Raw genomic sequence first — 12,565 nt, forward strand, 5'->3', positions numbered from 1 at the left:
CCTTGCGCCACGCAGGCGTCTCGGCATCTGTGTGCTTGATCACTGGGGGGCATGGCCTGCTGCCTGGCCACGCGTCTGCTGTGCAGCGAAGGGTGGCGCAGGCCCTGCGCGACGCTGGCGTCGAGGTGATTCAACGCCGTGCGGTGGGCACCCCGCAGGGGGTGCTGCTCGACGACGGTCAGGCGCGAGACCTGGACGCCGTCATCGCCGCCACAGGTGCGCGCGCCCCCGTTTGGCTGAGCCTGTCCAAGCTGCAGCTCGATGAGCATGGTTTCGTGGCGGTCAATGGACATCACCAAAGCGCCTCGCACCCGAATGTGTTTGCGGCGGGGGATGTGTGCGCGCGCATCGACCGCAACGTGGCGCGCTCCGGGGTACACGCGGTCAGGGCAGGCCACGTGCTGGCCAACAACCTGCTGGCCAGTTTGAGTGGCGGCCCTTTGACAACCTACACCCCCAGGCGATGGTCGCTGTACCTGCTGGCCGTCGGTGGGGGACAGGCCATCGCCTCCTGGGGGCCCTTCAGCGCAGCGGGGGCGTGGGTGTGGCGCCTTAAAGACCGCATCGACCGACGCTTCATGGCGCGCATCCAAGAGGGATCTTCCACATGAAAGTCTTCCTGCGCACGGCCTGCACACCCCACATCATGCGCAACGCAGTCAAAGTGGCGCTGGTGGTGGGCACCGTCCTCAATGCGGTCAACCAGGGCTCGCATGTGTGGAGGGGTGAGCCCATCTCCTGGTGGCAGGTTGCCATGAACTACCTGGTGCCATACTGCGTGTCAACCTACAGCGCGGTCAAGAATGAGATGAATCACAAAGGTCAGTCATGAGTTCAAGCACCCGCAGCACACGCGTTCAACCAGAGCCGGAGGTCGAGCTGAACTGGGCCGATCCCGTATTTCTGGAAGACCTGCGCCGACACATGTTGAAATTCGCGACCCTTCAGTTGCGCGATGCCCATCTGGCTGAAGACGCGGTTCAAGAGGCCCTGATCGGTGCCATGAAGAATGCCGACTCGTTCAAGCGGGAGGCTTCGCTCAAGACCTGGGTGTTCGCCATCCTCAAAAACAAGATTGCCGACACCTTGCGTCAGCGCCATCGCTTGGTCGAAGCCAGCCGCCTCTTGGGGAGTGATCAGGAAGAGGACGACCTGAACGAGTTGTTCGACCGCAAAGGCTTCTGGCAGCCAGACGAGCGACCCGGTCGCTGGAATGGGCCTGATTCAGCCTTGGAAGACCAGCAGTTCTGGCGCGTTTTTGAGGCCTGCCTGAATCACCTGCCCGATCAGCAGGCGCGGGTCTTCATGATGCGCGAGTTCGTCGAGATGGCGCCCAGCGAAGTGTGCAAGGAAGTTGGCATCACCACCAGCAACCTGCACGTCACGCTGTACCGGGCTCGTTTGCGTTTGCGCGAGTGCCTGGAGAACCGGTGGTTTCAAGGGGGGGCTGTGGCATGAAAAACTGCAGAGAGGTGACCCACCTGTTCTCAGAAGGCCTGGAGCGCCCCCTGTCGCTGGGTGAGCGTGCGCACCTGAGGTTCCACTGCTGGATGTGCGAAGGATGCCGAAATTTCGGCGACCACATGCAGGACCTGCGGCAGATTGCTAGGCGTTTCGCCAAAGACGACCCGTCAGCACCACAAGCTCCGCCCCGACGCTGATGTGATTTGAGGACGAAAGACAACATGAACCCTGTTTTGTCGTATTTCGGCCGAGGGCTGGCCCGTTTTCTGAGTCAAGAACGTCATGTTCATGCCACCGCCCCCGTCACGCCAGCGTCGCTCCTCGCAACCACGCTCCAACCTGGCGATGTGCTACTCGTTGAAGGAAACAGCCGTGTCAGCACGGCCATCAAGTACCTGACTCAATCCACGTGGTCGCATGCCGCGCTTTACGTTGGCCCCTTACTCGCCGAGCAAGGGAGGCCGTCCGGGCATGTGCTGGTCGAAGCGGATACCGTGGACGGGGTGCGCAGCGTAACGCTGGATGCCTTGGCAATGTTACCCAGCCGGATTTGTCGTCCAATCGGGCTGACCGACGCGGAATGTCAGCGTGTGTGCAGCTATGCGATTGAGCGCATCGGCAACCGCTACGACCTGCGCAATGTGATTGATCTGGCGCGCTACTTGTTGCCGACGCCCCCAGTGCCGCTGGGCATGCGAAGGCATATGCTGGCGTTGGGTAGCGGAGACCCAACCCGCGCCATCTGCTCGACCTTGATTGCACAGGCTTTTCAATCTGTTCGTTATCCGATCCTGCCTGAGATCGAACAGCGCCGCAGCGATTCACCCGATTGCCCGGCTTGCATTGAAGAAATTGCCCGCATCCGTCACCACAGTCTGTTTGCACCGCGTGACTTTGACGTATCGCCCTATTTTCAGGTTGTCAAGCCGCTGCTGGACCAGGGCTTTGATTTTCATGGTTTGCGCTGGGTTGATCGGACGACGCCATGAATTGCCACAGCACCGATCCGCGCTGGCTCAAAATAAAGTTGTAAGAACTGGCCAGGGCCGCACGACTACGCCTTGAAACCTAAATCAAGGCGTTGAAAGGCCCTCCATGCATGCCACCTTGCCGCTATTGGCAGACACCCGCTTCCCTGCCCTGCGTCGCCAGCGCCTGAGCACCCTGCAGGTCAACCTGGGCTACCGCTGCAACCAGTCTTGCCTGCATTGCCACGTCAACGCGGGGCCCAACCGCACCGAGATGATGGACGCGGACACCCTGGCCTTGATCCCGCAGGTGCTCAAGGCACGCGGCATCGACACGCTGGATCTGACCGGCGGGGCGCCCGAGCTGCACCCTGGCTTTCGGGATCTGGTGGTCAGTGCACGCGCCTTGGGCGTGAAAGTGATCGACCGCTGCAACCTGACCATCCTGTTCGAGCCCGGACAAGAGGGCCTGGCCGATTTTCTGGCTGAACATGAGGTGGAGGTGGTGGCCTCGCTGCCTTGTTATTCAGCCGACAACGTGGACCGCCAGCGCGGCACGGGCGTGTTCGACAAGAGCATCGCCGGCCTGCAGCGCCTCAACGCCCTGGGCTACGGGCAAGCGGGCTCGGGCCTGGTGCTCAACCTGGTCTACAACCCCCAGGGGCCCGTGTTGCCGCCACCACAAGCCAAGCTGGAGGCCGACTACAAACGCGAGCTGCAACAGCACTTTGGCATCAGCTTCAACACCTTGTTTGCGTTGGCCAACATGCCCATCCAGCGCTTTGGCTCCACCCTGATCTCGAAGGGGCAGTTCCACACCTACATGAACTTGCTCAAGGCGCAACACCGCGACGAGAACCTGGCCCATGTGATGTGCCGCAGCCTGGTCAGCGTGGACTGGCAGGGCCAGTTGTCTGACTGCGACTTCAACCAGCAACTGGGCTTGCCCACGCCGTCACGGCGCGGCGCCCAGGCACCGCTGCACCTGCGCGACCTGTTGACCGAGGGACTGGACGATCACCCCATCCGCGTGGCCGACCACTGCTTTGGCTGCACCGCAGGCAGTGGCTCCAGCTGTGGCGGCGCGTTGAAGGAGGTGGCAGCATGAAGCGCGCGTTCATCCTGGCGGCCGTGGTGGCGGCCATCGCCTTGTTTTTCATCACCGGACTGCACGAGCAACTGACCCTGCAAGGCATCCAGGCCAGCCTGGGCCAGCTCACGGCCTGGCGCGATGCGTCGCCCGTGCAAACGGCCCTGCTGTTCACCGCCGCCTACATCGCGGCCACGGCTTTGTCGCTGCCGGGGGCTGCCGTGCTCACCTTGGCAGCCGGTGCGCTGTTTGGTCTGGGGTGGGGCACGGTGATCGTGTCGTTTGCCTCCAGCATCGGCGCGCTGCTGGCATTTCTGGTGTCGCGCTATTTGCTGCGCGACATGGTGCAGCAGCGCTTTGGTCAGCGCCTGCAGGCGCTCAACGATGGCGTCGCGCGTGAAGGCGCGTTCTACCTCTTCACCTTGCGCCTGGTACCCATCTTCCCCTTCTTCCTGGTCAATTTGTTGATGGGGCTCACGCCCATGCCAGCCTGGCGCTTTTACTGGGTCAGCCAGGTGGGCATGCTGGCAGGCACCGCCGTGTACGTCAATGCGGGCACCCAGTTGGCCCAGATGGACGGCGTGTCAGGCATCCTCACGCCCGGCTTCCTGATGGCCTCGGCTCTCCTGGGTGTTTTTCCCCTGCTGGCCAAGAAGGCCGTGGGTTGGTACCAGCGGCGCCGGGTGTATGCGCGCTGGCAGCGCCCCAAGGCGTTTGACCGCAACCTCATCGTCATTGGTGGCGGTGCAGCGGGCTTGGTCACCGCCTACATTGGCGCGGCTGTCAAGGCCAAGGTCACGCTGGTGGAGGCCCACAAGATGGGTGGCGACTGCCTGAACTACGGCTGCGTGCCCAGCAAGGCCCTGATCAAGAGCGCCAAGCTGGCCCACCAGATGCGCCATGCCGATCGCTATGGCCTGCTCAACCCAGCGGGCGTGCCAGATGGCACCTCTGATGCGTCGCCACGGTTCTCGTTCAAGCATGTGATGGCGCGAGTCAATGAGGTGGTGCGCGCCATCGAGCCTCACGACAGCGTCGAGCGCTACACCCAACTGGGCGTGGACGTGGTGCAAGGGCATGCCCGCCTGGTCGACCCCTGGACGGTCGAGATCGCCCTCAACGGTGGTGGCACGCAGCGCCTGACGGCCCGCAGCATCGTCATCGCGGCAGGTGCCCGTCCCTTCGTGCCGCCCTTGCCCGGTCTGGACGAGGTGGGCTACCTCACCAGCGACACCTTGTGGGAAGCGTTCTCGCAACTGGACGACATCCCCCGCCGCGTGGTCGTGCTGGGCGGCGGCCCCATCGGCTCCGAGTTGGCCCAAGCCCTGGCCCGCCTGGGCGCGCAGGTCAGCCAGGTGGAAATGGGCGAGCGCATCCTGGCACGCGAAGACGCCGAGGTGTCCGAGTTGGTGCGGCAATCGTTGCAGGCTGACGGTGTGCAGGTGCTGACCGGGCACAAGGCCGTGCGCTGCGAACGCGCGGCCAGTGGCGACAAGCAACTGATCGTTGAGCACCAGGGGAAGACGCTGGCCTTGCCGTTCGACGCCCTCATCTGCGCCGTGGGCCGCAGCGCCCGCCTGACGGGCTACGGCCTGGAGGACTTGGGCATCCCCACCCAGCGCACGGTGCAGACCAACGAATACCTCGAAACCCTCTACCCCAACATCTTTGCCGCCGGTGATGTGGCTGGCCCCTATCAGTTCACGCACACCGCCGCCCACCAGGCCTGGTATGCCGCCGTCAACGCTTTGTTCGGCGACTTCAAGAAGTTCAAGGCCGACTACCGCGTCATCCCTTGGGCCACCTTCACCGACCCCGAGGTGGCGCGCGTGGGCCTCAACGAGCTGGAAGCCCGCGAAAAAGGCATCGCCTTCGAAGTCACCCGCTACGGCATCGACGATCTGGACCGCGCCATCGCCGACAGTTCCGCCCATGGCTTTGTCAAGGTGCTGACCGTGCCAGGCAAGGACACCATCCTGGGGGTGACCATCGTGGGCGAGCACGCGGGTGACCTGCTGGCCGAGTTCGTGCTGGCCATGCGCTGGGGCCTGGGGCTCAACAAGATCCTCTCGACCATCCACACCTATCCCACGCTGGCCGAATCCAACAAATACGTGGCGGGTGAGTGGAAGCGGGCGCACGCGCCACAAGGTGTGTTGCGCTGGCTGGCGCGGTTCCACACCTGGCGCCGGGGGGCCTCGGCATGAAGCTCAGCGTGATCGTGCCCATGCTCAACGAAGCCGCTGTGTTGCCCGAGTTGCTGGCGCACCTGTTGCCCCTGCAGCGGGCAGGTTGCGAGGTGCTGCTGGTGGACGGCGGCAGCACGGACGGCTGTGCCGTCATGGCGCGGGTCGCGGGTTTCACGGTGATCGACGCCCCTGCTGGTCGGGCACGGCAGATGAACGCCGGGGCCAGGCAGGCCCGTGGCGACGTGCTGCTGTTCCTGCATGCCGACACCCGCTTGCCCGATGGCGCCGAGCAGCGCGTGACTCAGGCCCTGGGCGCACCGGTTGGTGCGTCGTTGGGCGTCCCAGCCCCTGTTTGGGGCCGCTTTGATGTGCGCATCAGCGGGCAATCACCATGGTTGAAGGTGGTGGCCCGCATGATGAACCTGCGCTCGCGCCTGAGCGGCATCGCCACGGGTGACCAGGCCATTTTTGTCCGGCGCACGGTGTTTCAGGCTTGTGGCGGCTTTCCTGAGCAGCCGCTGATGGAAGACATCGAGTTGTGCAAGCGGCTCAAGCGCCGATCCCCGCCGGCCTGCCTGGCCGACCAGGTGATCACCTCCGGGCGCCGTTGGGAAACCCGGGGCGTGTGGCGCACCATCGTGTTGATGTGGCGCCTGCGCCTGGCCTACTGGCTGGGCGCCTCGGCCGAATCCATCGCGAGGGCCTACCGATGAACGCCGTGCCTCAGCCCATTCGCATCATCGTGTTCGCCAAGGCGCCCCGGGCAGGCTTTGCCAAGACGCGCTTGATCCCCGCGCTTGGGGCGGGTGGCGCAGCAGCCCTGGCCACGCGCTTGCTGCTGCACACCCTGCACGAGGCCTTGCAAGCCGACGTGGGCCCCGTCGAGTTGTGTCGAACCCCGCTGAACGATGCTCTGTGGCAGACCCTGCCCCTGCCAACTGGCTTGCAGGTGTCAGACCAGGAAGGCGGGGACCTGGGCGAGCGCCTGGCCAGGGCCGCTCACCGCAGTCTCGCAGTCGGTCAGCCTTGCATCCTGATCGGTACCGACTGCCCCGCACTGGACGCGTCAGTCCTTCGCGAGGCCGCGCTGCACTTGCACACGCACGACGCCGTGATGGCGCCCGCCAGCGATGGCGGCTACGTCGCGCTGGGGCTGCGCGAGTTCTTTCCCAACATCTTCACGGAGATGGCGTGGAGCACCGAGGTGGTTGCGCAAGAAACCTTGAACCGCCTTGTGCAAGCAGGTCTGCGCGTGCACCAGATGCCCGTGCTGCACGACATCGACGAGCCCGCCGACCTGCAACATCTGCCGGCCCACTGGACACAGGAGCACCCCCATGTCATGTCATGAACGCACACGCACCGCGCAGCCATTGAGGTCGATCAGGTTGACGGTGTCGGCTTGCTGCATGGGGCTGAGCCTCTGCATGGCAGCAGGCACCGCCTTGGCCGATGGCGCCGCTGGGGCATCAGCCACCCCCGCCATCCCAGCCATTGCGCAAGACGTGGGTCGTTTCGCGGCCCCCGCATCGGCACCGCCATCGCCCTGGCAACTTATTCGACTGGACGAACGCATACCGCCCACGCAGTACACCGTCAAACGCTGGGACGGCGTGACGGGCATCGAAGCGCGCGCTGACGGCAGCATGGCCCTGATGGCCAGGCCCCTGACGGTGAACCTGATGCAAACCCCCGTGCTGTGCTGGCGCTGGCGTGTGGATGACGTCTTGCAAAAGGCCGACATGACGCAGAAATCCGGAGACGACTACGCCGCACGCGTCTACGTGGCACTCAAGCTGCCACCCCAGGCGCTGGGCTTTGGCTTGCGCACCAAGCTGGCCCTGGCGCGCAGCATCTACGGCGACCATGTGCCCGACGCCGCCTTGAACTATGTGTGGGACAACCGCCACCCACCAGGCACCATCCTGCCCAACGCCTACACCGATCGCACGCAGATGATCGTGATGAAAAGTGGCCGCCAGCAGGCGGGACGCTGGGTGAACGAGCGGCGCGATGTGATGGCCGATGCGCTTCAGTTGTTCGGCAAGTTCGACCACCAGGCGGCTTCATTGGCTGTCGCATCGGACACCGACAACACGAAAGAACAGGCCCGGGCAGGCTTTGCCGATCTGCATTTTGTGGCGCGCGATCAAGCCTGCCGCTTCGACGCCTCGTCCACATCCTGATCCCCACCATTGACCCCATGCAAGGTGCCCTGACCATGCTCAGCCGACTCTTTACCATCTGGCATTCCTACCGAAGCCTGCCCTTGTGGGTGCAGGTGTGGGTGGGCGGCATCCTCGTGCCCGCCAACGCTACCGCTTTTTTGTTGACCGACACCCCATCTGGCCATTGGGCGGCATGGGCTGCGGTGTTCGTGGTGGCCACCAACGTGCCCATCATGTGGGTTGAACAGGGGATGAGCAAGCTGATGTCGGTGCCACACCTGGTGGCCTGGATTCCGCTGCATGTGTTCTTAGCCCTCAGGCTGACAGGTTCGGCCGGGGCCACGCCCATGGATGAGGCCGAACGCGTGCTGATCATCGTGCTGCTGGTGGTCAACGGCATCAGCCTGGCCTTTGACCTCATCGATTCCCTCAAGTGGTGGCGAGGCGACCGCCACGTGCCTGGCCACCCGGCCTGAGGCCGACACCAGGCCAACAACATCGACGCCCCTCCCCCATCCCTTCGCAAAGCCCAAGGACACGGCCATGCACGACATCGTTCAAGACTATTACGGCAAGCAGCTCACCCAGACCGCCGACCTCAAGACCACCGCGTGCTGCGACATCAGCCAGGTGCCCGAGTGGTTCAAGCCGCTGCTGGCCAAGATCCACCCCGAAGTGCTGTCGCGCTACTACGGCTGTGGCCTCGTGTGCCCGCCGCTGCTGGAGGGCTGCCGCGTGCTGGACCTGGGCTGTGGCTCCGGGCGCGATGTGTACGCGCTGGCCCAACTGGTGGGCCCCACCGGCGAGGTGGTGGGCGTGGACATGACCGATGAACAACTGGCCGTGGCCCGCGCCCATCAGGCCCACCACGCCGAGGCTTTTGGCTACAGTAACGTGCGCTTCTTGCACGGCTACATCGAGCGGCTGGACGAGCTGGGCCTGGAGCTCGGCAGCTTCGATGTGATCGTATCGAACTGCGTGGTGAACCTGTCGCCGGACAAGGCTGCCGTGCTGGCCGGCGTACAGCGCCTGCTCAAACCGGGTGGCGAGTTCTATTTCTCGGATGTCTACGCCGACCGGCGCGTGCCCGAGGCGGTGCGCAACGACCCGGTGCTGTACGGCGAATGCCTGGGCGGCGCGCTGTACTGGAACGACTTCTTGCGCTTGGCCCGTGGCGCTGGCTTCATCGACCCGCGCTTGGTGGACGACCGCCCCCTGAGCGTGACCGACCCCGCCTTGGCTGCCAAGCTGGGCAACTTGCGCTTTTACTCGGCCACTTACCGCCTGTTCAAGCTCGATGGCCTGGAAGACGCCTGCGAAGACCACGGCCAGGCCGTGATCTACCAGGGCAGCATCCCCCACCTGCCGCATGGCTTCATGCTCGACAAGCACCATGCCATCGAGACCGGGCGCGTGTTCCCCGTGTGTGGCAACACCTTCCGCATGCTGCACGACTCCCGCTTTGCCAAGCACTTCCAGTTCATCGGCGATTTCAGGCAGCACTTTGGCCTGTTTGAGGGGTGTGGCAGCAGCATCCCGTTCGACGCCACACCGGCAGCCAACAACAACGGGTCATCGGGTGGCTGCTGCTGAGCCGCCATCGATCCTGCTAAACGTCATGCGCTACTGAGGAACCCACATGTCATCCCTGAACTTGCACCGGCGCATGCTGATCGGCGCATGCCTTGCACTGACGGCCTCGGGCCTGACTGCACAAGCTCTTGCGCAGCAGATCACCCTGTCGGGCTCCAGCACCGTGGCCCCCCTGGTGGCTGAAATCGCCAAGCGTTTCGAGCAACGCCACCCGGGTGTGCGCGTTGATGTGCAATCGGGTGGCTCGTCTCGCGGCATCAGCGAAGCCCGCCAGGGCCTGGTCCAAGTGGGCATGGTGTCGCGCGCACTCAAAGCCGACGAGGCCGACCTCACGGCCACCCCCATCGCCCTGGACGGGGTCAGCGTCATCCTGCACCGCAGCAACAAGGTGCCCGCTTTGAGCGATGTGCAGATCAAGGCCATCTACACGGGCGAGATCCGCAACTGGAAGCAACTGGGCGGGGCAGACCGCCCCATCACTGTGGTGAACAAGGCCGAAGGCCGCTCGACGCTGGAGTTATTCCTGCAGCACTTCCAGCTCAAGAACAAAGACATCCGTGCGCAGGTGGTGATTGGCGAGAACCAGCAAGGCATCAAGACTGTGGCGGGCAACCCTGGTGCCATCGGCTATGTGTCCATTGGCACGGCCGAATACGAGGCTGGGCAAGGCACACCGATCCGCTTGCTGCCCATGGCCGGGGTGCCCGCCACCGTCGCCCAGGTGCAGGCGGGCAAGTTCCCGCTCTCGCGCCCTTTGAACCTGGTGGTCAAGGGCCAGCCCTCTGCGCTCACCCGTCAGTTCCTCGACTTCGCACAATCCAAGGACGTGCATGACCTCGTCAGGGCCCAGTTCTTCGTCCCGCTGGCACGCTGACCGCTGGTGGCCCTTGCCGCTGGCCGTCGTGTCGGCACTGGTGGGCAGCCTGGCGCTGTTCATCGTGGTGTTCTTGGCAGCCCAGGCCTGGCCGGTGCTGAGCCACCTGGGATGGGCCGATGTGCTGGGCGACCATGCCTGGTATCCCCTGGATGGCGAGTTCGGCATGGGCGGCATGTTGCTGGCCACGGTGTTGGTGTCGCTGGGTGCTTTGCTCTTGGCGGCCCCGCTGGGGCTGGGCAGTGCGGTGTTCATGCAGTTTGTGGCGCCCAACAGCGCCAGACGCACCCTGCAATGGGTCTTGGGGCTGCTGGCTGGCACCCCGTCTGTGGTGTTCGGGCTGTGGGGCCTGACGGTGCTGGTGCCCTGGCTGGCCGACCAGCACCCGCCGGGCACCAGCCTGTTGACTGCCGCCTTGGTTCTGGCCTTGATGATCCTGCCCACGGTGGCGCTCACGGCTGCCTCGGCGCTGCAGGCCGTGCCCCGCACCTTGCAACAGGCCAGCCATGCCCTGGGGCTGAGCCTTCGGCGACACGTGCTGTCCGTGGCATTGCCTGCAGCGCGCGCGGGCATCGTCAGCGGCCTGGTGCTGGCACTGGCGCGCGCCCTGGGTGAAACCATGGCCGTGCTGATGGTGGCGGGTAACGTGGCCCAGTGGCCCACCAGCGTGCTGGACCCGGTGCGCGTGCTCACGGCCAACATCGCGCTGGAGATGGCCTACGCCACGGGCACGCACCGCGCCGCGCTGTTTGCCTCTGGTGTGGTGCTGTCTGCCATGGTGCTGGCGCTGGCCCTGTTGGCCGCGCGCAGTGAACACGGTGAGCGTGGGGCCCGCCATGCTTGAACACACCCCCAGCCGCGCTGGCGATGCCCTGTTCAAAGCCGCACTTTGGCTCACCGCTGCCCTGGTGGTGGGCGCGTGCGGCCTCATCCTGCTGGATCTGCTGTGGCGAGGTGGGCCCGCCATCAACTGGAGCTTCCTGACAGAGGCACCCCGCAATGCAGGCCGCGACGGGGGCATTGCCCCCATCTTGTGGTCCACCTTGCTGATTCTGGCGGTGGCTTTGGCCACATCCTTGCCACTGGGCCTGGCCTGTGCGGTGTGGCTGACGGAGTACCTGCCTGCAGGCAGCCGACGCGGTCGCGTGGTGCGCGTGAGCCTGGACGCCCTCGCCGGCATTCCGTCCATTGTTTTCGGCCTGTTCGGACACGCGTTCTTCTGCGTCACCCTGGGCTTGGGTTTTTCCATCCTGTCCGGTGGCCTCACTCTGGCCTGCATGGTCTTGCCCATCTTCATCCGCACCAGCGAGGCAGGCCTGAGCGCCCTGGGTGATGACTGGCGCCGCCAGGGTGCCGCGCTGGGCATGACCCGCGCCAGCGTGCTGCTGCATGTGCTGCTGCCAGCCGCCATGCCCGCCATCACGGCCGGCGCGATGCTGGGCGTTGGCCGCGCAAGCGCCGAGACCGCCGCGCTCATCTTCACCAGCGGCTATGTTGACCGCTGGCCCGACAGCCTGGGCGACTCCGGTCGCGCCCTGGCCGTGCACATCTACGACCTGTCCATGAACGTGACCGGCGGCGATGCGGCTGCCTACGGATCGGCCCTGGTGCTGATGACCCTGATTGCACTGATCAATGCCGTGACGATGGGGCTGTCCATGCAATGGGTCAGACACAAGGATCACCGCACATGACACCCTTCGACGCCAAAACCACCACCAACAACACCGATGCCCATGCCATCCACGCCCCGGGATGTGCCTACACCTTGGGTGCACTGGCCGAAGGCCCACCCTGCTGCGAGCCGGTGCCCCACCTGTCGGTGCGGCAACTGGGCGTGAGCTTTCATGGTCGGCCGGTGTTGGACGATGTCTCGCTGGACATCTACAAGGGTTGCATCACCGCCCTTATCGGTCCCTCAGGCTGCGGCAAGACGACCTTTCTGTCCACCCTGAACCGGCTGGTGGCCGACCAGCCCGGTGCACAGGTGCGCGGCGAGGTGACGCTGGATGGCCAGTCCGTGCTGGCGCCCGGTGTGAACCTGCTGGCGCTGCGGCGGCGGGTGGGCATGATCTTTCAGAAGCCCAACCCGTTTCCGCTGACCATTGAGCGCAACCTGGACCTGCCCCTTCGTGAACACGGCGTACGGGATCGCCATGAGCGGCGCGCCCGCATCCAGGCGGCCCTGACAGACGTGGGCCTTTGGGACGAGGTGGCTG

15 protein-coding genes are annotated in these 12,565 nt (G+C 65.0%); all 15 read left to right on the forward strand.

From position 1 onward, the window contains the following. On the forward strand, positions 1 to 611 hold a 611-nt coding region (locus tag B2W70_RS01345; protein ID WP_286742149.1), incomplete at its 5' end, for an FAD-dependent oxidoreductase. Next, positions 608 to 832: a nitrate/nitrite transporter NrtS gene (gene nrtS / locus B2W70_RS01350; RefSeq protein ID WP_286742150.1), complete on the forward strand. Its 225-nt coding sequence runs from the start codon at positions 608 to 610 to the stop codon at positions 830 to 832. The genes B2W70_RS01345 and nrtS, both read left to right, overlap by 4 nt. Next, positions 829 to 1,458, forward strand: coding sequence for an RNA polymerase factor sigma-70 (locus B2W70_RS01355; protein WP_286742151.1), 630 nt, complete (start codon positions 829 to 831; stop codon positions 1,456 to 1,458). Before nrtS ends, B2W70_RS01355 begins: the two co-directional genes overlap by 4 nt. A gap of 227 nt (positions 1,459 to 1,685) precedes the next feature. Then, positions 1,686 to 2,453 carry a YiiX/YebB-like N1pC/P60 family cysteine hydrolase gene (locus tag B2W70_RS01360; RefSeq protein WP_286742152.1) on the forward strand — a complete coding sequence of 256 codons (768 nt, stop codon included), beginning with the start codon at positions 1,686 to 1,688 and terminating at the stop codon, positions 2,451 to 2,453. A 106-nt stretch (positions 2,454 to 2,559) separates the two neighbouring features. Then, the gene (gene arsS / locus B2W70_RS01365) at positions 2,560 to 3,540 is read left to right on the forward strand and encodes an arsenosugar biosynthesis radical SAM (seleno)protein ArsS (RefSeq protein ID WP_286742153.1); all 981 of its coding nucleotides are present in this window, start codon (positions 2,560 to 2,562) and stop codon (positions 3,538 to 3,540) included. Beyond that, positions 3,537 to 5,729 carry an FAD-dependent oxidoreductase gene (locus tag B2W70_RS01370; protein ID WP_286742155.1) on the forward strand — a complete coding sequence of 731 codons (2,193 nt, stop codon included), beginning with the start codon at positions 3,537 to 3,539 and terminating at the stop codon, positions 5,727 to 5,729. The genes arsS and B2W70_RS01370 overlap by 4 nt, the downstream gene beginning before the upstream one ends. Continuing rightward, complete coding sequence (locus B2W70_RS01375; RefSeq protein WP_286742156.1) at positions 5,726 to 6,424, forward strand: TIGR04283 family arsenosugar biosynthesis glycosyltransferase; 699 nt, start codon at positions 5,726 to 5,728, stop codon at positions 6,422 to 6,424. Before B2W70_RS01370 ends, B2W70_RS01375 begins: the two co-directional genes overlap by 4 nt. Then, positions 6,421 to 7,062, forward strand: coding sequence for a TIGR04282 family arsenosugar biosynthesis glycosyltransferase (locus tag B2W70_RS01380; protein WP_286742158.1), 642 nt, complete (start codon positions 6,421 to 6,423; stop codon positions 7,060 to 7,062). The genes B2W70_RS01375 and B2W70_RS01380 overlap by 4 nt, the downstream gene beginning before the upstream one ends. Positions 7,063 to 7,138: 76 nt before the next feature. After that, on the forward strand, positions 7,139 to 7,897 hold the full coding sequence (locus tag B2W70_RS01385; RefSeq protein ID WP_286742159.1) for a DUF3047 domain-containing protein: 759 nt from the start codon (positions 7,139 to 7,141) through the stop codon (positions 7,895 to 7,897). A 17-nt stretch (positions 7,898 to 7,914) separates the two neighbouring features. Then, on the forward strand, positions 7,915 to 8,355 hold the full coding sequence (locus B2W70_RS01390) for a hypothetical protein (protein ID WP_286742160.1): 441 nt from the start codon (positions 7,915 to 7,917) through the stop codon (positions 8,353 to 8,355). A gap of 67 nt (positions 8,356 to 8,422) precedes the next feature. Further along, the gene (locus B2W70_RS01395) at positions 8,423 to 9,472 is read left to right on the forward strand and encodes a methyltransferase domain-containing protein (protein ID WP_286742161.1); all 1,050 of its coding nucleotides are present in this window, start codon (positions 8,423 to 8,425) and stop codon (positions 9,470 to 9,472) included. A gap of 46 nt (positions 9,473 to 9,518) precedes the next feature. Further along, positions 9,519 to 10,346 (forward strand): phosphate ABC transporter substrate-binding protein, encoded by an 828-nt coding sequence (locus B2W70_RS01400; RefSeq protein WP_286742162.1) that lies wholly within the window; start codon positions 9,519 to 9,521, stop codon positions 10,344 to 10,346. A 13-nt stretch (positions 10,347 to 10,359) separates the two neighbouring features. Continuing rightward, positions 10,360 to 11,190, forward strand: a complete 831-nt coding sequence (pstC, locus tag B2W70_RS01405) for a phosphate ABC transporter permease subunit PstC (RefSeq protein ID WP_286742164.1) — start codon at positions 10,360 to 10,362, stop codon at positions 11,188 to 11,190. After that, positions 11,183 to 12,040 (forward strand): phosphate ABC transporter permease PstA, encoded by an 858-nt coding sequence (gene pstA, locus B2W70_RS01410; protein WP_286742166.1) that lies wholly within the window; start codon positions 11,183 to 11,185, stop codon positions 12,038 to 12,040. Before pstC ends, pstA begins: the two co-directional genes overlap by 8 nt. Beyond that, a partial coding sequence (locus B2W70_RS01415; RefSeq protein WP_286742167.1) for a phosphate ABC transporter ATP-binding protein occupies positions 12,037 to 12,565 on the forward strand: 529 nt, incomplete at its 3' end. The genes pstA and B2W70_RS01415, both read left to right, overlap by 4 nt.

The sequence above is a fragment of the Aquabacterium sp. UBA2148 genome, assembly GCF_002328915.1.
GTDB lineage: Bacteria > Pseudomonadota > Gammaproteobacteria > Burkholderiales > Burkholderiaceae_C > Aquabacterium > Aquabacterium parvum.